General features: G+C 55.7%; 17 protein-coding genes. 9 read left to right on the top strand and 8 right to left on the bottom strand.

The annotated features are described in order from the left end of the window. Window positions 1-63 precede the first annotated feature (63 nt). On the top strand, window positions 64-1,422 hold the full coding sequence (gene glmM, locus HMPREF3164_RS03835; protein ID WP_070449024.1) for a phosphoglucosamine mutase: 1,359 nt from the start codon (window positions 64-66) through the stop codon (window positions 1,420-1,422). 210 nt (window positions 1,423-1,632) lie between these two features. Here the strand turns inward: glmM and mscL are convergent, their stop codons facing one another. From mscL to coaA, 3 genes are all read right to left on the bottom strand, one after another. Continuing rightward, a complete protein-coding gene (gene mscL / locus HMPREF3164_RS03830) occupies window positions 1,633-1,998 on the bottom strand; it encodes a large conductance mechanosensitive channel protein MscL (protein ID WP_070449021.1) in 366 nt (121 codons plus the stop codon). A 202-nt stretch (window positions 1,999-2,200) separates the two neighbouring features. Then, window positions 2,201-3,190 (bottom strand): D-alanyl-D-alanine carboxypeptidase family protein, encoded by a 990-nt coding sequence (locus HMPREF3164_RS11320; RefSeq protein WP_246822598.1) that lies wholly within the window; start codon window positions 3,188-3,190, stop codon window positions 2,201-2,203. Window positions 3,191-3,245: 55 nt separating this feature from the next. Then, complete coding sequence (gene coaA / locus HMPREF3164_RS03815) at window positions 3,246-4,202, bottom strand: type I pantothenate kinase (RefSeq protein WP_070449018.1); 957 nt, start codon at window positions 4,200-4,202, stop codon at window positions 3,246-3,248. A 185-nt stretch (window positions 4,203-4,387) separates the two neighbouring features. On the opposite strand from coaA, the gene glmS reads away from it, so the two are divergent. From glmS to HMPREF3164_RS03800, 3 genes are all read left to right on the top strand, one after another. After that, a complete protein-coding gene (gene glmS, locus HMPREF3164_RS03810) occupies window positions 4,388-6,271 on the top strand; it encodes a glutamine--fructose-6-phosphate transaminase (isomerizing) (protein WP_048751174.1) in 1,884 nt (627 codons plus the stop codon). Between the two features lie 200 nt (window positions 6,272-6,471). After that, window positions 6,472-6,906, top strand: coding sequence for a holo-ACP synthase (locus HMPREF3164_RS03805; RefSeq protein WP_004005243.1), 435 nt, complete (start codon window positions 6,472-6,474; stop codon window positions 6,904-6,906). 40 nt (window positions 6,907-6,946) lie between these two features. Continuing rightward, window positions 6,947-8,548: a bifunctional ADP-dependent NAD(P)H-hydrate dehydratase/NAD(P)H-hydrate epimerase gene (locus tag HMPREF3164_RS03800; protein WP_070449016.1), complete on the top strand. Its 1,602-nt coding sequence runs from the start codon at window positions 6,947-6,949 to the stop codon at window positions 8,546-8,548. A 98-nt stretch (window positions 8,549-8,646) separates the two neighbouring features. Here the strand turns inward: HMPREF3164_RS03800 and HMPREF3164_RS03795 are convergent, their stop codons facing one another. The 3 genes from HMPREF3164_RS03795 to HMPREF3164_RS03785 form a co-directional block, all read right to left on the bottom strand. Then, on the bottom strand, window positions 8,647-10,155 hold the full coding sequence (locus HMPREF3164_RS03795) for a sugar transferase (RefSeq protein WP_037231129.1): 1,509 nt from the start codon (window positions 10,153-10,155) through the stop codon (window positions 8,647-8,649). Between the two features lie 469 nt (window positions 10,156-10,624). Next, the gene (locus tag HMPREF3164_RS03790; protein WP_048754752.1) at window positions 10,625-11,410 is read right to left on the bottom strand and encodes a phosphatase; all 786 of its coding nucleotides are present in this window, start codon (window positions 11,408-11,410) and stop codon (window positions 10,625-10,627) included. 93 nt (window positions 11,411-11,503) lie between these two features. Next, the gene (locus tag HMPREF3164_RS03785) at window positions 11,504-12,817 is read right to left on the bottom strand and encodes a glycosyltransferase (protein ID WP_141744103.1); all 1,314 of its coding nucleotides are present in this window, start codon (window positions 12,815-12,817) and stop codon (window positions 11,504-11,506) included. 237 nt (window positions 12,818-13,054) lie between these two features. Here HMPREF3164_RS03785 and alr point away from each other — a divergent pair, with 237 nt between their 5' ends. The 5 genes from alr (at window position 13,055) to tsaD (ending at window position 17,666) form a co-directional block, all read left to right on the top strand. Beyond that, the gene (gene alr, locus HMPREF3164_RS03780) at window positions 13,055-14,368 is read left to right on the top strand and encodes an alanine racemase (protein WP_070449013.1); all 1,314 of its coding nucleotides are present in this window, start codon (window positions 13,055-13,057) and stop codon (window positions 14,366-14,368) included. Window positions 14,369-14,432: 64 nt separating this feature from the next. Beyond that, the gene (tsaE, locus tag HMPREF3164_RS03775; RefSeq protein ID WP_070449011.1) at window positions 14,433-15,059 is read left to right on the top strand and encodes a tRNA (adenosine(37)-N6)-threonylcarbamoyltransferase complex ATPase subunit type 1 TsaE; all 627 of its coding nucleotides are present in this window, start codon (window positions 14,433-14,435) and stop codon (window positions 15,057-15,059) included. A 119-nt stretch (window positions 15,060-15,178) separates the two neighbouring features. Further along, window positions 15,179-15,964, top strand: coding sequence for a tRNA (adenosine(37)-N6)-threonylcarbamoyltransferase complex dimerization subunit type 1 TsaB (tsaB, locus tag HMPREF3164_RS03770; RefSeq protein ID WP_070449009.1), 786 nt, complete (start codon window positions 15,179-15,181; stop codon window positions 15,962-15,964). A gap of 13 nt (window positions 15,965-15,977) precedes the next feature. Beyond that, window positions 15,978-16,541 carry a ribosomal protein S18-alanine N-acetyltransferase gene (gene rimI / locus HMPREF3164_RS03765; RefSeq protein WP_070449007.1) on the top strand — a complete coding sequence of 188 codons (564 nt, stop codon included), beginning with the start codon at window positions 15,978-15,980 and terminating at the stop codon, window positions 16,539-16,541. A 3-nt stretch (window positions 16,542-16,544) separates the two neighbouring features. Further along, window positions 16,545-17,666, top strand: a complete 1,122-nt coding sequence (tsaD, locus tag HMPREF3164_RS03760) for a tRNA (adenosine(37)-N6)-threonylcarbamoyltransferase complex transferase subunit TsaD (protein WP_210398366.1) — start codon at window positions 16,545-16,547, stop codon at window positions 17,664-17,666. A gap of 80 nt (window positions 17,667-17,746) precedes the next feature. Here the strand turns inward: tsaD and HMPREF3164_RS03755 are convergent, their stop codons facing one another. Together HMPREF3164_RS03755 and HMPREF3164_RS03750 are read right to left on the bottom strand one after the other, a co-directional pair. Then, window positions 17,747-18,895 carry a glutamate--cysteine ligase gene (locus tag HMPREF3164_RS03755; RefSeq protein WP_070449003.1) on the bottom strand — a complete coding sequence of 383 codons (1,149 nt, stop codon included), beginning with the start codon at window positions 18,893-18,895 and terminating at the stop codon, window positions 17,747-17,749. Between the two features lie 167 nt (window positions 18,896-19,062). Beyond that, window positions 19,063-20,511 (bottom strand): THUMP-like domain-containing protein, encoded by a 1,449-nt coding sequence (locus tag HMPREF3164_RS03750; RefSeq protein WP_070449115.1) that lies wholly within the window; start codon window positions 20,509-20,511, stop codon window positions 19,063-19,065. Window positions 20,512-20,624 lie beyond the last annotated feature (113 nt).

Raw genomic sequence — 20,624 nt, 5'->3', positions numbered from 1 at the left:
GAAAATAACTAAGAACCGCCCCTGCCTACCAAAGCGGGGGCGGTTCCGGCGTAAGATAGTAAGGTGACTGAACGACTTTTTGGAACTGATGGCGTGCGCGGCCTCGCGAATGAGATTATCACTCCGGCACTCGCTCTTGAGCTCGCGCAGGCAGCCGCCCTTGTACTTGGACACGAGCAGGTCGCCGAAGGCACCCGCCCCCGCGCCGTAATCGCTAACGATTCACGCGCATCCGCAGATTTTATTGTCTCTGCCATGAAAGCCGGGTTTACCAGCGCTGGTGTGGACGTGTTGGACGCGGGAATCGTCCCCACTCCGGCCGCCGCCTACTTAGTGGCTTACACGGATGCAGACTTTGGTGTGATGATCTCAGCATCGCATAACCCCGCCGCCGATAACGGCATTAAATTCTTGGCGCGTGGTGGACAAAAGCTTGAAGACGCCACCGAAGATGCCATTGAGCGCGTGTACCGGGAAAAGAACTTTAGGTACCCTACCGGGGGTGAGGTCGGCTCTATCTGCGCCCTAGAGAACGGTACCGAGGCATACGTTAAGCACCTAGTTTCCACGCTAGAAGACGAGAAGCCTCTCGCAGGTCTTAAGGTTGTGCTGGACTGCGCAAATGGTGCGGCTTATGCAGCTTCTCCTGCGGCCTTCACCCGGCTAGGAGCCGAGGTTATAGCGCTTGCTGCTGAACCGAACGGCACCAATATCAACGATGGCGTAGGTTCTACGCATCCACAGTCCCTTCAAGCTGCCGTCGTTGAACACGGCGCAACCTTGGGGATTGCACACGATGGTGACTCCGACCGATGTCAGGCAGTTGATGAGCAGGGGAACCTGGTAGACGGCGATCAGATTATGGCTATTCTTGCCTTGGCGGCGCATCGTGCTGGGCACCTGAGCCAGAACACTCTGGTGGCAACCGTGATGAGCAGCCTAGGGCTTGAACTCTATCTGCGTGAGCATGGCATTTCGCTGGTGCGCACCGCCGTGGGAGATCGTTATGTACTCGAAGAGATGCGTGAGCACGGGTATAACCTAGGCGGTGAGCAGTCCGGGCATGTGATTATGAGTGACTATGCGACCACGGGTGACGGTGTGCTCACCGGGATTCAGCTTGCCGCTGAGGTGGCGCGTAGCGGAGAGAAACTTTCTGTGCTGGCCTCACGGATGCAACCCACCCCGCAGCGTTTGATCAACGTGAAGGGCGTAGATCGTGCCGGAGTTTCAACCAATGCTGCTCTAAATGCTGCTGTGGCCGATGCTGAGAAGGGGCTGGGGGAGAGCGGGCGTGTTCTTCTGCGTGCTTCTGGAACCGAACCGCTGGTACGCGTTATGGTTGAGGCCGCTACGCAGGAGCAAGCCGATTCTGTTGCTCAGCATCTTGCGGATGTGGTGGCGAAAGAACTGGCTCTCTAGTCTTACAAGCTTTCTAGAAAATTGTGATGCGTATCGTTGGCGGAATAGAAATATTTCGCCAACGATACGCATTTTGTTTATAGCGCAGGTTCAGCTCATATCGGCAGATTTATTCGAGTTGAAAAATACCGTGGGGCACATCCAAAATCGGATGCGCCCCACGGCTTTTGTTGAATGACTAGTTATGTTTGAATCGGAGTGATCCGTAGATTACTTCTTAGCGAGGGAATCGCGGATTTCCTTGAGAAGAGTAAGTTCAGTTTCTTCTATTTCTTCAACCTTGTTGCGGGTAACCCTTTCGTTGAGCTTTTGAACTGGAAGAACAACGGCGAAGTACACGGCAGCCGCAATAAGCAGGAAGTTTACGACAGCGGTCAGAAAGACACCGATTTTAATCTGACCGAAGACGAGGAAAGAATCAAAGTTCGGAAACTGGAAGAGCATGGAAATTGCGGGCATGAGCACCGACTGAACCAGTGCAGTCACAACTGCGGTGAACGCAGTACCCATGATGATACCGACTGCAAGGTCGATAACGTTGCCACGAATCAAGAAATCTTTAAAACCTTTAAGCATGTACCCAGGGTATCGTGTTTCCCAGCAAATTTTCAGGGAAAACCAACAAAAACCGTTCCAAATAAAGTGACTTTCTTCACTATCACATCGTATATCAATCTTTAAAGGTTGATTTTAGATATTTGTTTCTGTGGTTTTAGAACCCTGTCTAAAGAACAGTTAGGGTGTAAGCTGTTGATAAACCTATGAGAGGTAGCTGAGTCTACCCAAGATAATCCGGTGCCGCACCGGTGCCAAAAAACTCCTCCAAAGTCTTTGCTCCGGATGCTCGATACTCCTGAGTCAGACCAACACCTAAATAACGGTAATGCCAGGGCTCAAAGATATAGCCCGTCACATGCTGCTGGTTCTTCGGGAAACGCAGGATAAAACCAAAGTCGGGAGCGTTTTTCGCCAACCATTGACCTGCACGAGTATCTTGGTAGCATTCTTGTAGAAGGCACCCTTCGGGGGAACCGAAATCGATAGCCAGCCCGGTCTGATGCTCCGAATATCCGGGTCGTGCAGAAAGCGTATCTGCGGTCTTCTGCCCGTTAACCTTCACCCAATGCTGGTAGGTCTGTTTCTGCGCCGCGAAGGAACGGTAAGCGCTACTGACCGTGAGGGTTACCCCATCCCGTGCTGCCGCATCCATCATGGACTGTGCCGCCGCAGCCGCCTCAGCACGTAACTGCTGCCCATAAAACGGCACCAAATCCTGCGGGGCCCAATCTTGCGGTGAGAATGGGCGAGTTTTATTGACGATGCACCGTAACGATTCCGGGTGCGACTCGACCGATGTGTGCTCAGCAGGTTTTTTGCTCTCGGGCGCGGAAGGTTCTTCTGTAGGGCCGCCTTCTGGTTGTGACTTCTGGTCTTTGGGCTGTGAAGACTCTGAGGCCGTAATCTCTGGGGTAGCTTTTTCAGACGGTTTCGTCTCTGGGATTTTCTCGTTTGCCGTCGGGGACGCACTAGGTTTTATCGTAGGGTTCGATGGGGTGGAACTCTTCGTAACCTTCGGGGTGGCGGTGGGTGAAGATGACACACTTGCCGGGGAAGTCGTGCCTGTCGCGCTTGGTGTAGTGGAAGCAGTAGCTGATGTATTCCCGCTAGTCTGAGGTTCCTGAGAGCCGCATGCAGACAAGACCCAAGACCCAGATGCTGCAGAGGCTGCAGTCAGCAGCGCTCGGCGTGAAAAAACTGATGTACCCATAGGGAACCTCCTTGGGAAACTGGTCTTTATTCTGGAATATGTCAACGGCAATGCGCTAATTTTTGCGCAAGAGAACCTGCGCCACCTTATGGTCGGAACCTTTCTGCAAGATCAGGTGCGCGCGAGCGCGAGTAGGAAGAACGTTCTGTACGAGGTTAGGCTCGTTGACGGTTTTCCAGATACCGGTGGCAAGCTCAATCGCTTGGGCATCGCTTAACTCAGCATAGCGCTTAAAGTAAGAATCCGGGTTCGTGAACGCGGAGGAGCGCAGGGTGAGGAACCGGTTAACGTACCATCGCTGAATATCTTTGGTATTTGCATCGACGTAGATGGAGAAATCAAAAAAGTCACTGAGCGTCAGGTCTGAGGTTTCGGGGCCTTCAGTGCCAGCAGGAGCGAGTACGTTAAGTCCCTCAAGAATCAGCACATCAGGGGTCGTGACCTCAATCTGTTCATCGGGAAGAATGTCATAGTACAGATGCGAGTATTTGGGAGCTCTGACCACAGGGACCCCCGATTTTATATCGGAGACAAATTGCAGCAGTGCCCGCCTGTCGTATGATTCGGGAAAGCCTTTGCGGTGCATAATGCCGCGGCGTTGTAACTCAGCATTTGGGTACAGAAAACCATCGGTGGTGACAAGCTGAACCTTCGGGGTTGAGGGCCAGCGCCTCAGGAGTGCCTGAAGCAGGCGTGCCGTCGTCGATTTGCCGACCGCTACGGACCCGGCTACACCGATAATAAAGGGAACTCGCCGGTGGGATGCCTGAAGGAAGTCATTCGTCATGTGGTTGAGTGAGGATGCCGCGTTGACATACAGATTTAAAAGTCGGGAGATTGGCAAATAGATCTGGCGCACCTCATCGAAGTCTACCGGTTCTCCTAAGCCGCGGAGCGCTTCGAGTTCCTCTTCGCTGAGGGGTACCGAAATTTCAGTCGCTAGACGCGACCATCGTGAGCGTTCCAGCTCGACAAAACGCGAGCTGGCGGCAGAAAAATTTGAGGAGCTCATTCCCCTAAGTGTACGAATTTTGCGCGTCAGATGCGAACAAGGCGTGGCATCCTTTAGGTTAAGAATGCACAAAGGCTGGGGCTATACCTTGAAAGAAATGCCTTTTGACTAGGGGTTATTCTGCCCACAGGTGTAAAGGGCGCCGGGTTAGCTGCCCTGGGGCGTGAATAAGATAAACTTGAGCTATGTGTGGAATTGTAGGATATGTAGGTCTGGACGCAGCTCCGGACGGTAATAAATTCGACCACGATGCATACAAAGTGGTCATTGAAGGTCTGCGCCGCCAGGAGTACCGCGGCTATGACTCGGCCGGTGTTGCGCTCGTATGCCCTGACGGCATCGAATTCCGCAAGAAGGCGGGCAAACTTATCAACCTAGAACATGAGGTCGAGGACGCGCCGCTCACCGAATCACAGATTGGTATTGGCCATACCCGTTGGGCTACCCACGGTGGCCCCACCGATAATAACGCGCATCCGCACGTGGTCGATCACGGTCGTCTAGCGGTTGTGCACAACGGTATTATTGAGAACTTCGCCGAGCTACGCGCCGAGCTGCTTGCCGAAGGGGTGGGGTTTCAGTCTCAGACCGATACCGAGGTAGCTGCGGCACTTATCGCAAGTATCTATAACAAACTGGGTACTAAAGACCTGACCGAGGCTGTGCGTGAAGCATCAAACCGTATGGAAGGTGCTTTCACGATTCTTGCGGTTCACGCAGACCACCCTGACCGTGTGGTGGCAACCCGCCGCAACTCTCCGCTGGTGATTGGACTGGGAGAGAACGAGAATTTCTTAGGATCCGACGTTTCGGCGTTTATCGACCACACCAAAGAAGCCGTAGAGATGGGGCAGGACCAGATTGTCACCATCACCGGTACTGACTATTCCATTATTGATTTTGCGGGCAACCCCGCCGAAGGCAAGCCCTTCCACATCGAATGGGATGCCGCAGCGGCGGAAAAGGGCGGCTACAACTCGTTCATGGAGAAGGAAATCCACGAGCAGCCCACCGCTGTTGAGCAGACCCTCATGGGACGCATGGATGAAAAAGGTAACCTCGTTCTGGACGAGCTTAATATTGATGATTCCGTGCTGCGCTCGATCGATAAGATCATCGTGGTGGCCTGCGGTACCGCAGCGTACGCGGGTCAGGTTGCACGCTACGCTATCGAGCACTGGTGCCGTATCCCCACCGAGGTCGAGCTTGCCCATGAGTTCCGATACCGCGACCCCATCGTGAACGAGAAGACCCTGATTGTGGCTCTTTCGCAGTCCGGTGAGACCATGGATACCCTCATGGCGGTGCGTCACGCCCGCGAGCAGGGCGCTAAGGTCATATCCATCTGCAACACCCACGGTTCAACCCTGCCGCGTGAATCCGATGCGGCGCTGTACACCCACGCTGGTCCCGAGATTGCGGTCGCATCTACCAAGGCGTTTCTGGCGCAGATTACTGCAGCATATCTGCTGGGTCTGTATCTTGCGCAGCTTCGCGGCAACAAGTACAAGGATGAAATCTCTGCCATCCTCGGTGAGTTGCAGAAGATGCCCGCTAAGATCCAGAAGGTTATCGACAACGATACCCTTGTGAAAGAACTTGGCGCCGAGATGAAAGATACCTCTTCGGTGATCTTCCTAGGTCGCCACGTTGGGTTCCCTGTTGCCCTTGAAGGCGCGCTTAAACTCAAAGAGATTAGCTACATCCACGCCGAAGGTTTTGCCGCCGGCGAGCTGAAGCACGGTCCTATCGCCCTGATCGAAGAGGGTCAGCCCGTTATCATCATTGTGCCCTCCGCACACGGGCGTGAATCTTTGCACGGCAAGGTTGTTTCCAATATTCAGGAGGTGCGCGCTCGCGGCGCCTTCACCATTGTCATTGCCGAAGAGGGCGATGAGGCTGTCAAGGAATATGCGGATCGTCTGATCACCGTTCCTGCCGCGCCTTCTCTGCTGCAGCCTTTGCTTGCCACCGTGCCGCTGCAGATTTTCGCGTGCGCACTTGCTGAAGCGAAAGGACTGGACGTTGACCAGCCCCGTAACCTCGCCAAGTCGGTGACCGTGGAGTAATCCTTATCCCGCATATGCGTTCGCGTGGGCGGTGTCGTTACCCTTCAGGGGACGGCACCGTCCACGCCTCGTTAACCCGCACCACAGTGCGAGGCTGAGGAAGTTTCATGATGTGTTAACATTGTTCGCTGTGCTGTCTTCCCTGTACCAACCTCGCTAAACTTAAAACAAAACTCGCATTTTGGCAGGAAAGGCGAAAAATGATTATCGGAATCGGCGTAGATACCGTCAACATTGAGCGCTTTGAACGAATCGTCACCGAAACACCAGCTTTTGTGCGCAGGGTATTCACACCGAATGAGCGCACTCGTAATATCCGTTCTCAAGCCGTACGTTTTGCCGCCAAAGAAGCGGTCGCCAAAGTCTTAGGGGCACCCGATGGGCTCAACTGGCAAGATTGCGAAGTCGCCAGCAGCGAGAGTGGGCAGCCATACCTGATTCTTACGGGAACGATCGCCGAACGTGCCCGTACCCTCGGCATCAATCGTCTGCACCTGAGCCTAACCCATGATGAACCCGTAGCCGTTGCCATCGCCACGGCGGAATATCTGAGCGCTACAGAGCTTGCCCATCTGAAAAGGTTCGATCCTGAAAGCTACAGTATGACGGTTCTCGCCGAAGACCCCACCGACTAGCCCCTGCCGCATCGACGCGAGCATTTGATCAGGAGGAGTTATGAAGCTCGTCTACACGGGTACACAAATTCGCAACGCTGAACGTCCTTACCTTGAGGCACCGGACTACGACGGGTATTTGATGCAGCGCGCGGCGGATGCGCTCGCCGCCGAAGCTCACGATATGCTTGCTGATGCGGGGCAGCACAGCCAGTATACGCGCATCCTCTTATTGGTTGGGCCGGGGAATAACGGTGCGGATACCGTGTATGCAGGCACCCGGCTGCATCAGCAGGGGTACCGCATTGAGGCCGTTCTCTTCGACCCAACCGGTAATAACCTGGAGCTGCTCGCCCGCGAAAGCGGTGAAGGAACCCGCGTGCTTGACACCGCCCAAAGTCTGCGCGATATTGCCTCCTACTCCCTGATTATCGATGGTATTTTGGGAACCGGCGCGAAGGGAGCAGCACGTGGGGAAGCGGGGGAGTACCTGGCTAAACTCCGTGCCGTGCAGATGGACGGTAAATTACCCCCAGTGCTCGCTTGTGATGCCCCGACCGGGCTCGATAGTGAACGCGGCACCCTGCACGAACCCTCACTCGCGGCTGCGCGAACGGTCACGTTTATTGGGCGTAAACTACCGGCAGGAACCCATATTGCGGAGCACTGCGGAACTATTAAACTCTACGATTTAGGGGTTCCCGAAGCTCTCAAGGGGTATAAGCCGATGCTGCGCGTTATGGAACGTGAGGACTATCGGGATCTGCTCGAAAAGCCTTCGGTATTCTCACATAAGTACAATCGCGGTGTGCTTGGTATGCTCACGGGAAGTCGCGATTATCCCGGTGCTGCCCTGATGAGTGTGCGTGCTGCCCTCAATACCGGGGTGGGGATGGTGCGTTTCAATGGGAAAGATGATACCTTGCGCACTCTCATGCTTGGGCAAAACCCGGAAACGGTGTGTTTCACAGGACCTCCCGCCCACGAGCATGTGCACGCCTGGGCTGGTGGCAGCGGTACCGGTCCCGAAACTCTGGACCATAACAGGTACCTGCTCAATGCCCCTGAACCTGCAATTCTGGATGCTGGTGCAGTAGACCTTGCCGCAGATTATTTAATGGCGGGGCACAGCCTAGGCGAACATAAAATTCTGACTCCGCATGCGGGAGAATTGGAACGTTTTCTGCGGCGCATTCATGAGCATTCGCCGCAGCGTTGGGAAGAAATGCTTGACGGCGCTCTCGTGCCCAGCTGGGAAGATATTAACGCCGAGCCGTTCCGGTGGGTCCGTGCCGCATGCGAGCTCAGCGGTGCAACTGTGATGCTTAAGGGCTCGACGACGCTTATCGCCGCCCCCGTGGGTGCCACCTATAGCGTGCACGGGGCTACCGGGTGGCTTGCTACCGCCGGAAGCGGCGATACCCTCACCGGTATTCTGGGTGCTCTCTTGGCACAATATATGGCGGTTGCGCAGGAACGTCATGAGCAGGTCGAGGGATGCACGTATGCAAGTATTGCGGCACTGGCGGTTTACCTGCATAATCGTGCGGCGCTGGCATCGTTGGAAGGACGCAAAGGGCCGGTTCCTCCCAGCCGAGTGGCCGCGTATTTACCGCAGGCGATTGCGGGACTTCTTGATGAGAAAGCCGTTCTCGACGATTAAAACCTGAACGAGACACATAGTATGGTGGGGCGCGACATCATGTCACGCCCCACCGCTGTATTGGACTATACCGACCTTGGCATAGTCGGGCACGAAAATTAGTAGGCGCCTTCCTTGGCGAAGACTGCTCGTACCGTGCGCAGCAGGATAATAAAGTCGGTTGTCATAGACCAGTTTTCGACGTAGTACAGGTCAAGACGTACCGATTCATCCCAGGAGAGATCGCTTCTGCCAGAGACCTGCCAGAGCCCGGTAATCCCGGGTTTGACGAGCAGGCGGCGGTACATAATATCCTCATATAGGTCTACCTCTTCCGCCAGCGGGGGCCGAGGGCCCACCAGGGACATGTCGCCAATAAAAACATTCCAGAGCTGCGGTAGCTCATCAATGGAGAACTTGCGAATAAACCGGCCGATTGGGGTGATGCGTGGGTCATTCACCATCTTAAAGAGCACCCCGTTGCCTTCGTTCTGTTCCATAAGCTGTGCTTTTATCTCTTCGGCGTCGGTGCGCATCGACCGGAATTTGACCATGCGAAAAACATCGCCGTTCATTCCTACGCGCTCTTGGAAGAAGAATGCAGGTCCGCCGTCGCGTCTGATAAGGATACCCACCACCAAGAAAACAGGGGAAAGCACGAGAAGTCCCAGTCCGGAGGCGAGCACATCCAGGGCGCGTTTTGCCAGCGCGGCAATACCCGTGATATGCGGGGTAGAAACATGCACAAGCGGTAGCCCGTTGAGCGGCTGAATATGCATGCGAGGCCCTGCAATATCGGTGGTTGCGGGAGCCATAATAAGGGCGATATGCGCATCCGCGAGACGCCAGCCGAGCATCCGCATCTGTTCCGGGGTCAGCTGATGTCCGTTCGAGATGGCGACCATCTGAATATTGTTTTCCTGCACGGCCTGCATAATATCGTCAGGGTTCGTGGAGTAACCCAGAATGGGCAGATCGACATCTGCAATCGTGGTACCGGCGTAGATTCCCGGCAGGTAAAACGCAGCTGGTGAAAGCCCCGATGCGACGGCGCCGGAGAGGCTCTTATACAGATGTTTACCGGTGGGAACGTCGGAAATAATCATGACGCGGGTTAGCGAATACCCTTGCAAACGTTTCTGTACTAGTCTTTGGCGTAGTAGCCATCGCTCTATCATGATGAGTCCTAAACCCAACGGGTAGGCGATGAGCAGGTACATGCGGGTCAGGTCGATTTTGAGAAAGAACGCCACTATCACGAGTGTGCAGAAAAAGTAAGTGCTGCCGCGTGTGACCATACGGTATTCGTCGGTTCCCATTCCTAGAACGCGAATATTCCGTGAGCCGTTGACTTGCAGAGTCAGCCACCAGATTATGATCATGCCGATATCGAGGAAGATATAGTCGATGGGTGCGACGGAAGGATCGAGCAGGTTAAGCGGCCAGACATTCACAGGTGGTAAATCCGCGTTTACGAAGCCGAAGCGAATAAAGTGCGCAGCAAAAATAGAGATGGCAATGGCAATCAAGTCGCCCAGGTAAAGAGATTTCAAAACCTGTGGATGCCACTCACGTTTGGCGACATATGTGGTGCCCCAAACTTTTTTGAGTCTTTCTTTTGCTTTCAATGAAGTTATCTTCCCCGGTCGTGGTGAGCGCGCATATCGGCGTATGCGCGGAATGCTCGAGTTTGAGACCCGCAGCCCGGTGGTCAGTCGGAATACAGATGAATGATGTGTGCAGTGTGTGAGCGAGAAGTAGAGAGAACGAGAACCAGATTTGAGGCCCCGAGGTAGTCCGGAAGAGAAACCTGGCCTTTAACTGATTCTCACGATAGTTCTTCAAAACTACTCAGTCCTTATATTTTACGGTTAAACCAGGAGTTCAGTCCTTCTGAATGGTGGTCTAAACTTCAAGGATAAAGAGTGAATTCAATCACCTTAATGTGCTATAAAGGTGCTGAAGACACGATTATTAAAGGCTATTGTGGATGTTTACTTTTGTAAATAGCTTTAATAAATATCCTAGTCAGAGAGCTTCAATACCCGTAAACTAATAAAATACCTTGAAAGAATAAAAAACTATAGCCTAAAAGTTTTACCGAAATTGTTTCAATGAGGCGCGATTCACCAAAAAATCAATCAGCGGTTCGTAACGATTCGGCGGAACATTATCATCCATCGGAACACACACCGGTAAATCACCCTGCTCTGCGGCAATAAACAATCCCGGGTCGTTACAGTCGGCAATACCGAGCGTCAGCAGCTTCTGTTGCGATGCCGCATACCCCGCCATCCCGTGATCGGAAACCACAAGATCGGGTATCTCACCGCGCTCACGAAGCTGGGCGAGGGCGATGCGCATCGGCCCCGGGAAATGCGTATGCTGCAGATTCCCGTACTGCTCAAACATCACCACACCCATGATCTGGCGAATATCGCCATCCAAGAACCGCTCGCCCTGCTCAATACGCAGCACCGTGGCTCCGGCGCGTTCGGCGATGCGCGCCAGCTCAGCATAAATGGGGAAAAGTCCGGCAGGGTGACCGGTGGCGAACAGGATCTTTTGGTGGGCGCGCACCGCATCGCCAAAAATACGGGCATACTCTTCGAGAGCATCAATGCACTGGGCGGCACCAATCGTATCTTGCCCCTGGACATGCGAACGGTCAGGGTTCAGACCAGCACGGCGTACCATGACCTCAAAAACTTCGTCATAGGTCCAATCCTTCGACCATGTAACCCCGAACTCGAGGTGCTCATTATGATCGAGAAACCCTTGAATATGCGAAAGGTTATTCTCGCGCGGTGTAGCAATATCACCCGTGATGCGGGCAGAATCAAGATAAGCGGCAAACTCGTCGCGCGTCATTGCAAAACTCATACGTCAAGTGTAGCCGCTTGAACAACTTTCGAGACCGTGCTGTGGTGCGTTCTACAGGTTTTTGAGTGAGCAGAGCATTCGTAAAGTAAAGAACTATGCGGAGCCCTCGGTCCGCTCTTGTGCTAAATGACGACCGGTTATCGCCTCGGAATAGACGCACAAGGTTTTTCGGGCGGTCGCTTCCCAACTGAAAGAAAGTGCACGAGCTGCCGCATTCGCCCCCAGTGTTAAGCGCAGACGTGGGGCACGCACCAGCCGCTCGATCGCAACTGCCCAACGCTGCGGGGTGCGTGGCGCCACAAGCAACCCCGTTTTATGGTTCTCGATAGCGAAACGCAGCCCATCTGCATCGGTGGCAAGTACCGCAGCCCCCGAAGCCTGCGCCTCCAAAGCCACGAGCCCAAAAGATTCAGACGAGGAAGGAGAAGCCACAATATCGGCGCGGCGAAAAATATCGGCAAGAATATCGGCAGGAACCGGACTGCGCAGATGCACCCGATCGGCGATGCCTAAATCGCGGGCACGGGCAAGAAGATCTAATTCGTACCCGGAAGAAGACTTGCCGATAATATCCAGTTCAACATGCAGATCCGCGGGAAGAAGCGCAAGGGCCTCTACCAAAATATGGGGTCCCTTTAACGGCTGAGGACGCCCAGCAAAAACCACCCGAGCGTGCGTATCCGAACCCTCATGTTCGGCGTGCACCCCCGGCAGTGGGTGAAAAATACCGGTATCAACCCCCGGCGCAATCACACGCATGCGTGCGGGATCTGCCCCATAGTAGTCCTGCAGCTGCTGCCCTTCAAGAGAAGTATTGACGATCGTCAAAGCGGCATGTTCAAGAACTCGATGCTCGCTTTCATAACGTGCGTGTGGTTCTTCGGGCTCGTCGGGGGAGCGGCGCGCATCCTTCGCAGCGGCAGTCGTATGAGGGGTAAATACTACGGGAACAGCCGTTCCTTCGGCAGCATAAGTTTGGGCAGCCCCCAGCGCAGCAACGCCCGAAAGCCAATAATGTGCATGAATAACCTGCGGATGCCAGCACGCTAATGAGACGCATTGCGCCGCAAATTCGGCTGTAAACTCGGCAAGCTGATTTTTACGGGCACCTAAAGCCTGCGGAATCAATACCTGATGCACCCGCACCCGATCACGATACGAATTGAGAAGAGCTGGAACCTGCACGCTGGGTTTTGCATGCTCACAATCGGGATCGGTAAGAAGTGTGAAAACCTCGACGCGCAAAGTATCGTCTGCCGCCAGCATAGCCGCAATCGAACGCGCAATATAAACGTTCATGCCCCCGGCATCGCCGCGACCGGGCTGCGCAAAAGGATCGGTATGCAGAGAATAGACATGCACAACAGGCTGGGGCAAGCGGGACTGCGAGCTCTCGGGAATCTTCACCTTCCTAGTCTAACGCGCGGTTTTATGAGACAGCGCGTTCTGCAAGCTGAGTGAGTCTAAGGGTGAACGTGTAAGCCTCGACGGCATCGAAGGGGCGCATTCGCACAGTAAGAACATGAACTGTTGATGAACGCTCCCTAAATCGGGATAAGAAGAGCGAAAATACATGAAAAGACGGGCTAGAATGAGTGTAACTAGACGCTCCCCGCGTTCACCGAGTACCGGAGGTATATAGAAATGACTGTTCCCACACGTCCCCTCTACACCCCGAACCTGCAGCCCGGTGAGGCGGAGCGAACCGCTATCATCGACCTTAATGCTCTTGAGCACAATACGCGCGTGCTCAAAGATATGATCGGTGAACGTAAACTCATTGCCGTGGTGAAAGCGGATGCCTACGGTCACGGCGCCTACCCCGTGGCACGGTCAGTACTCGAAGCCGGTGCAGATATTCTGGGTGTTGTGCATGTGACCGAAGCCCTGGAATTGCGCTCAGAGGGTATTACCGCCCCGATTATAGCTTGGCTGCACACCCCGCAGACGGACTTCGACGAAGCACTCGAAGCAGATATTATCCTGGGTGCCTCCGGCTGGGACTTAGAAGCAATAGCAGAAGCCGCTAATCGCACCAAGAAGCGTGCTCGTGTACATCTGAAAGTAGACACGGGGCTTGGGCGTAACGGTTCTACCTTTGAGGATTGGCCCGCGCTAGTGGCGCGCGCCCTTGAACTTGAAGCCGCAGGGCTGGTGCGCATTGAGGGCATTTTCTCGCATCTGGCGGTTGCCGATGAACCCGAACGCCCCGAGACCGCACGGCAGATCGCCCGACTCAATGAATTTGTGACCGTTGCCCGCAGTGCGGGTCTTACCCCCGAGCTTGTTCACCTGGCGAACTCCCCGGGAACGATCACCGGTGCGAGCCCCCGGTATAACACGAACGAGGCGGTTCTCGCCGATGCAGTACGCTGCGGAATCGCCCTTTACGGTCTGTCCCCGCTCGCGGGTGTGAGCTCCAAAGACCTTAATCTGCGACCCGTTATGACCCTGGGAACCCATGTGTGCAATGTCAAAGAGGTACCCGCCGGGCAGGGGGTCTCATACGGGTTGCGGTACAGCACCGATAAGCCCACCACGCTGGCCCTTATTCCACTCGGATACGCCGATGGCGTGCCGCGCATCGCTGATGGGGCTCCGGTGCGTATTTACCCGCGAGCTGATGCCGCGAACCCCGTGGAACCGCGCACGTACCGTGCCGTGGGTAGGATTGCTATGGACCAGTTTGTAGTTGATCTGGAAGAGCCCGGACTCGCCGATCCTGCGCGCGGTGTTCTCGGTGGTTCTGCCGTGCTTTTCGGCTCGGGAGATAACCCTCCCGTTGAAGAATGGGCCGCTGCAGCGCAGACCATTAACTACGAGATTGTGACTCGTATTTCCCCGCGCGTGATACGCATCTACCGCGGTGGCGCCTGGGTGGAACGCGAAGTAGATGGTCTGCACGCTCTGGGATCCCTCTTCGGTCTCGACGAGGAACAGACACCGGAAACCGTCTAATCGATATATGAGGTCGAGTCTTCGCACCCCTGTTTAACCCGTACCGTTCCCCGGAAAGAAGCCCATGCACGCACATCCCGTTTTAGAAGTTGATCTTGCCGATCTTGCGCATACACGCGCGGCGGCCCATGCGCTTGCGCCGTTGCTCATCGCTGGGGACCTGCTCTTGCTCTCGGGAGAGCTTGGTGCCGGGAAGACCACCTTCACCCGCGCCCTAGGCGAGGGGCTTGGAGTACGTGAAGGTGTTATTTCGCCAACTTTTGTGCTCTCGCGGGTGCATCCTAATCTACTGGACGGCACCCGCCCAGGCGGGCCCGATCTCGTGCACGTGGACGCATACCGGCTCTCTAGCGCCGAAGAATTAGACGACCTCGATCTAGAATTCTCGCTGGAAAAATCCGTGACCGTCATCGAATGGGGACGCGGTAAAGCCGAGCATCTGAGCGATTCCCGCCTGGAACTAGACTTCACGCGACTCACCGGCGCGGACGCCTCCATCGCCTACGCCGCCGAGAATTACTCGCCCACAGGGGAGGGGGAATTCGACTGGGATGCGCTTGACGATCGTGAGGAGGAGAGCGCTGATGCCTCAGAACCGCGGCTGCTGCGCATTACCGCTTACGGCCCACGATGGGAAGGCGAAGCGTATCGAAGTCTTGAAGCCGCCATGCTCAAACTCGGCGTCGAGTAACCTGTTCTAAGAGTTTCCGGAAGTGAACGGAAGCGCACCTCATGAGCTTGCCTTGGGGCATTTATGAAGCGAGAACCCGTCACAATAACGGGTATACGGCAGCACGTTAGAATGATAGGGTGCTCATACTTGCTCTAGATTCATCAGCCACCGCATCCGTGGCTTTGGCGCGCCTCGACGGCGAAAATCCCGGTTCGACCGCAACTATTCTCGCTGCCCGCGAAAGCGCCGATACACGTTCACACGCCGAAGTGATGTCGCCCTTCGTATCCCAGGTACTCGACGAAGCACAGGTAAATGGGCGGAACGTGGATGCGATTCTCACCGGAACCGGGCCGGGCCCTTTCACCGGGCTGCGCGCCGGAATCGTCACCGCCCGAACTCTTGGATTTGCCTGGAACAAACCTGTCTATGGACTTATGAGTCTAACAGCCTTGGCAGAACGAGCATTCGTTCAGGATTTCCAGGGCAAAGCCGCGCAGAAGACCGATATTCTGGTAGCCTCCGATGCGCGCCGCCGCGAAATCTACTCCGCGATCTTCACCGTCACCGAGAACGGATACACGATAAAAACCGGTCCGCAGGTGGCACCCGCAAGCGAAAGTACGCCTGCACCCGGCAGCGTTTCTGGACAGAATACCGCAGGTTACCGTGCCTACGGTTACGGTGCCGAGCTTTACCGCGAACAGCTGGAACAGTTGGGAGTGCAAATTTCTCCCGAGTTATCGCAGCTGCACCCCAACGCAAGCGACCTCGTGCGCGCCGCCGCGCGCTTGGGCGTAAAAAATCTTAGCACCGACACCCGCGCCCTCTACCTGCGTGACTCGGACGCGAAGGTTCCAGCCGCTATGCTTGCGCGGCAGAGCCAGAGCGCTCCGAGCGATCCCGCATCGTCTAAGGGATAGGGGGGGCGTAAATATGCACTCGAAACTTCAGCATCCAGAACTTCCCGGTGCGCTCGCCCACGGTGCCCGCCTGCGCCGCGCCGATATCGACGATGTACCGCATCTGTTCACCCTCGAACAAGAGCTCTTCCCCCTCGATGCCTGGAACCTTGATATGTTCCTCGCCGAAATAACCCACCCCACCCGCACCTATTACGTACTTGAGCGGGCGCATGCCAGCGAAAATTTCCAGGAAAACCCCGATAAAAAGAACGCCCCGAATATTATCGGGTACTGCGGGGTTATGACGGTAGCAGACACCGCCGACGTGCAGACCATCGCTGTGCTGCCCGAGTACGAAGGCAACGGATACGGAAGAGCCATGCTCGCCACAATGCACCGCCGGGCACAGGATTTAGGGGCGCAGCGCATCCTTCTGGAGGTGCGGGCCGATAATCCCCGAGCCCAGAACCTCTACCTGCGCACCGGATACACGCGTATTCACACACGGCCCGGCTATTATGACGACGGCACGGATGCGCTGATCATGCTCAAGGACTTCGCCGCCGATGCCTCCATAACAACGGAAACTACCTAAGAAATGATGACTGAACAAACACTTTCTGCCGCAGCCGAACCGCTTGTATTAGGTATCGAATCATCCTGCGATGAGACCGGGATCGGCATTGTACGCGGCACCCGTCTGCTCACCAACACGGTTTCATCCTCTATGGAAGAGCACGTGCGGTTCGGTGGGGTGATCCCCGAAATTGCTTCGCGGGCGCATCTTGATGCCATGATTCCGGCTCTCGAAGCCGCACTCGCTGATGCTCACGTGACCCTCGACGATATAGATGCGATTGCCGTCACCGCCGGCCCTGGGCTCGCCGGGGCACTCATGGTCGGTGTTTCTGCCGCGAAGGCGCTAGCTACCGCTACCGGAAAGCCGCTCTACGGCATTAACCACCTGGTGGCGCATGTGGGCGTGGGGCTACTCGACGATAACGGTACCGAGGATGGGGCGCAGTTGCTTGAACACGCACGAGATGGCGGGCTCGGGGCACTGCTGGTTTCTGGTGGTCACACCGAAATTCTGCAGGTGCGCGATATTACTCAGGACGTGCGCCTGCTCGGAGCCACCCTTGATGATGCCGCCGGTGAGGCCTACGATAAAGTCGCTCGCTTACTGGGACTCGATTACCCGGGAGGCCCCGCTATTGACCGCGCCGCGCGCACGGGGAATGCTAAGGCGTTTGTTTTCCCGCGCGGGTTGTCAAACCGTAAGTTCATGGGTACTGCCGAAGCCCCGGGGGCACACCGGTATAATTTCTCGTTTTCAGGGCTCAAGACCGCCGTAGCGCGCGTGATTGAAGGCTTTGAAGCACGCGGTGAAGAGGTTCCGGTCGCCGATATTGCGGCATCTTTCCAGGAAGCGGTTGTCGATGTTATCACGAAGAAGGCCGTGCTGGCCTGCCAGGAACAGGGACTGCACACCCTCTTACTCGGCGGGGGTGTTGCGGCAAATTCGCGTCTGCGTGAGCTGCTTTCGGCACGATGCACTTCAGCTGGGGTGCGCCTCATTATCCCGAAATTTACGCTGTGCACCGATAATGGCGCAATGGTGGCAGCGCTCGGGGCACGCCTTGTCGATGCTGGGTATGAACCTTCGGGAATCGATTTTACGACCGACTCTTCGCTACCGGTCACGACGGTGTGTTTCTAGAGCATTTGCTTAGACTAGAAGGATCCGTCAGCCCGCCTCCTGAGAAAACTCGGGGGAGCGGGCTGGAACTTTATCGGCCCCTAGCGGATGGGACGCGCCCGTGACTGGAGCGCGACATCCCGAATAACCTCGTGGAAAGAGCCAGTTTTCTCATAGATAGCGCGCTGCCGGTCGGCACCGGTGCCCTCCGCCAGCATATTCCTTACATGCTGCAGCTCCGGCAAACAATCCAAATCCCGGGCAACATCCTCTAGCTGAGTAACAAGAAGCTCAATGTCCTCGCGCAGCGGGCGCACCTGCGGCTCGTTAGACACAATGATCTCGGTGTCTAAACCATAGCGGGCAGCACGCCATTTATTCTCCTGCGCATGCCAAGGGTTTAACACCTCAATCTTCTCGCCAGCCTCAATTTTGCGCGAGAAAAACTCCACTAAACACTGGGTGAGCGCCGTAACCGCCGCAACATCCCGAATCGACGGAAGACCATCGCAATAACGCATCTCTAAGGTGCCATAGCGGGGAACCGGGCGCACATCCCAACGGTCCTCGCTGACCTCTAAAATAGCGCCCGTCTTCACCAAAGCATGCAAATAGTCACTGTACTCCTGCCAGTTTTCAAAATGAAAAGGCAGACCATTTGAAGGCAGTTGCTGATACAGCATCGTGCGGTGCGAACCATAACCGGTATCCACGCTGTCCCAGTAGGGCGAAGACACCGAAAGCCCCAGCAGATGCGCGCAATAGTTGGTGAGCGCATCCACAAGCGGTAATACCTTATCGCGTGAATCGACACCCACATGCACATGCACGCCAAAAATAACCATGTGCCTGCCCCAGTACTGGCCGCGACCTACCACACGCTGGTACCGCTTCTTTGCGGAAACCTGCTGATCCTGCCAGTGCGCCGTAGGGTGCGTGCCCGCCGCATAGAAATCAAGCCCCAGCTCATCAGTAACCTCACGGATTTTATCGGTCACCGAGATCAACTGCTGGCACGCCTGCGGCACCGTAGTACACACGCCGGTAATAATCTCAAGCGTATTCTCCAAAAATTCGCCCGTCACATGAGCATGATCCAGGGAAGGTTCCAAAAGCTCGGGGTAACGTTCGCCCACACGGGCAAGTACCTCTTGAGCACGCGCTACCAGCTCTCCGGTATGCTGGTCAATCAGCGCGATCTCCCACTCTACGCCAAGAGTGGATTGCGCCGAGGAAGCGAACGGAATCAAAACTCTCTCCTTCTTAGGGTGACTGCATTTATTTTACGGTGTTGGTGACCACAACAGCGCTTTTCAGAGTGTGTATGAACTAAATACGACACGAACATGAAGTATCTGACATAAAACGTCACACACCGGCATTACAATTTTGCAGATGCGCCACCCACATAAACCCGCTAGACCACAGAAATCTTAGTGTCCGAGCTAGAGACGTGCGCTGAATCAGAAAAATCTACAGGCCGCACATGCCACCCGATGCGCCGTGCCTGCTGCCCAGACCCCACTCGCGTAAACACTAAAGTCGCCGGGTTATAGCCCTGATTCTTCGCGGCCTTCTTACCTGATTTCTTGCCCGCACCGCCTGCCAGCAGGGTCGCACGCATTTTCTCGGGCACCAGATCAACGCCGCGTTTCTTGATCGTCAAAGCCGTAAAACCGCGCTCGCGCACCCACTTTTTGAGCTGTTTCTCATGCACCGGGATTTCCTCAAGAACCTCATAACACTGTGCCAGCGGACTCTGAACAGCTTTTGCCGCCGTGAGGTACGCCAGGTGCGGATCAATCAGGTTCGCCCCAAGCTCTTGGGCTAACTCCTGCACCAGATGCGCCCGCACTACCGCGCCGGAAGGCTCATAGAGGTACTCACCGGGGGAGGGGAGCCGGGTTTGCTTTTCATCAACAGGGGTTACTTGTCCCGCGGGATAGGGACTACTCAGCGTGGTTTTGTGAATGCGCAGGCCTTCGTCTTCAGCTTGTCCCGTCGCCCCCTGCCGCAGCACCGTGACCGTGCGTGCAACGCCCTCCTGAGCCAAAGCATTAAACCAAAGCACCAACTCCACGAGAGAACCCTCATGCTCAACCCACTGCGCCGTGACACGCGGATGCGGGTTCGCCTCACTACGAATATCCTCAGGGCGCGCAATAGCCTCATGCGGCATCCCCGGACCAAGTTTGACACCCATCGGCATGCCAGTTCTGGCCAGATCCACTACGAACGAAAGCGGTGGAGAATAGGCTTCTGGATCAAAAATACGTTCTGTACGGGATTTTATAACTCCGGTCAGATCACGTCTGGCCGGATCAAGCCATATGCCCTGCACCGCCTCGCCGGTGCTATCACGAAAACTCTCCGGATCAAAGTTCGTCACATCACCGACCACAACCCGTGAACCCGAAAAATCCGCCAGATTTGCGGCAGCAAAAGATGCCGTCAACGGGTCAAGCTCCACAGAAACAGTCGCTAAGGATGCGCGCGCGAACTCCAACGAATCCGCGCCAATACCGCATCCCAGATCGGCAACCGAGCGAACCCCGGCACGGGCAAACACGGCCGCGTGCTCGGCAGCAACAACCGGTCGAGTCGCCTGCTGCGCGCCGTGCTCGGTCAAAAACATAGTGCGCGCCCTATCGCCGAACTTTGACAGCGCCCGAGTGCGCGCCTTAACAAGGCCGAGAATATTGGCGGTCTCATCGGGCGTAAACCCCTGCGCCCGCAGCTGCGTAACCTGTTCGAGCGAGTGCTCTTGACTATAGGGGAAAAGCGCATCCGCGGCATCTAACGCCTGCCGGGTAAAAGGCAGCTCGGGCGGCAAGGCAAACGGCGGCGGGGGCACAAAATCAACCATAGGCTTAAGTGTAGTGGCATGAGCATATGCAGAAGGCTTGGAGGCTGCAGCAGGTTCACGAGGCGCTCGCGTATTATCCTGTGCGCGAAACGCCGCCCTCGAAACGGCGCGCA

This window comes from Rothia sp. HMSC08A08 (assembly GCF_001808385.1).
Lineage (GTDB): Bacteria > Actinomycetota > Actinomycetes > Actinomycetales > Micrococcaceae > Rothia > Rothia dentocariosa.
This window is presented reverse-complemented; position numbering and strand designations above follow the sequence as displayed.

What these genes read in the sequence shown, in the direction of transcription:
- mscL (WP_070449021.1), bottom strand. Translation starts at nt 1,998, where the DNA reads ATGCTTAAAGGTTTTAAAGATTTCTTGATTCGTGGCAACGTTATCGAC.
- HMPREF3164_RS11320 (WP_246822598.1), bottom strand. Translation starts at nt 3,190, where the DNA reads ATGGGTACATCAGTTTTTTCACGCCGAGCGCTGCTGACTGCAGCCTCT.
- coaA (WP_070449018.1), bottom strand. Translation starts at nt 4,202, where the DNA reads ATGAGCTCCTCAAATTTTTCTGCCGCCAGCTCGCGTTTTGTCGAGCTG.
- glmS (WP_048751174.1), top strand. Translation starts at nt 4,388, where the DNA reads ATGTGTGGAATTGTAGGATATGTAGGTCTGGACGCAGCTCCGGACGGT.
- HMPREF3164_RS03805 (WP_004005243.1), top strand. Translation starts at nt 6,472, where the DNA reads ATGATTATCGGAATCGGCGTAGATACCGTCAACATTGAGCGCTTTGAA.
- HMPREF3164_RS03800 (WP_070449016.1), top strand. Translation starts at nt 6,947, where the DNA reads ATGAAGCTCGTCTACACGGGTACACAAATTCGCAACGCTGAACGTCCT.
- HMPREF3164_RS03790 (WP_048754752.1), bottom strand. Translation starts at nt 11,410, where the DNA reads ATGAGTTTTGCAATGACGCGCGACGAGTTTGCCGCTTATCTTGATTCT.
- alr (WP_070449013.1), top strand. Translation starts at nt 13,055, where the DNA reads ATGACTGTTCCCACACGTCCCCTCTACACCCCGAACCTGCAGCCCGGT.
- tsaE (WP_070449011.1), top strand. Translation starts at nt 14,433, where the DNA reads ATGCACGCACATCCCGTTTTAGAAGTTGATCTTGCCGATCTTGCGCAT.
- rimI (WP_070449007.1), top strand. Translation starts at nt 15,978, where the DNA reads ATGCACTCGAAACTTCAGCATCCAGAACTTCCCGGTGCGCTCGCCCAC.
- tsaD (WP_210398366.1), top strand. Translation starts at nt 16,545, where the DNA reads ATGATGACTGAACAAACACTTTCTGCCGCAGCCGAACCGCTTGTATTA.
- HMPREF3164_RS03750 (WP_070449115.1), bottom strand. Translation starts at nt 20,511, where the DNA reads ATGGTTGATTTTGTGCCCCCGCCGCCGTTTGCCTTGCCGCCCGAGCTG.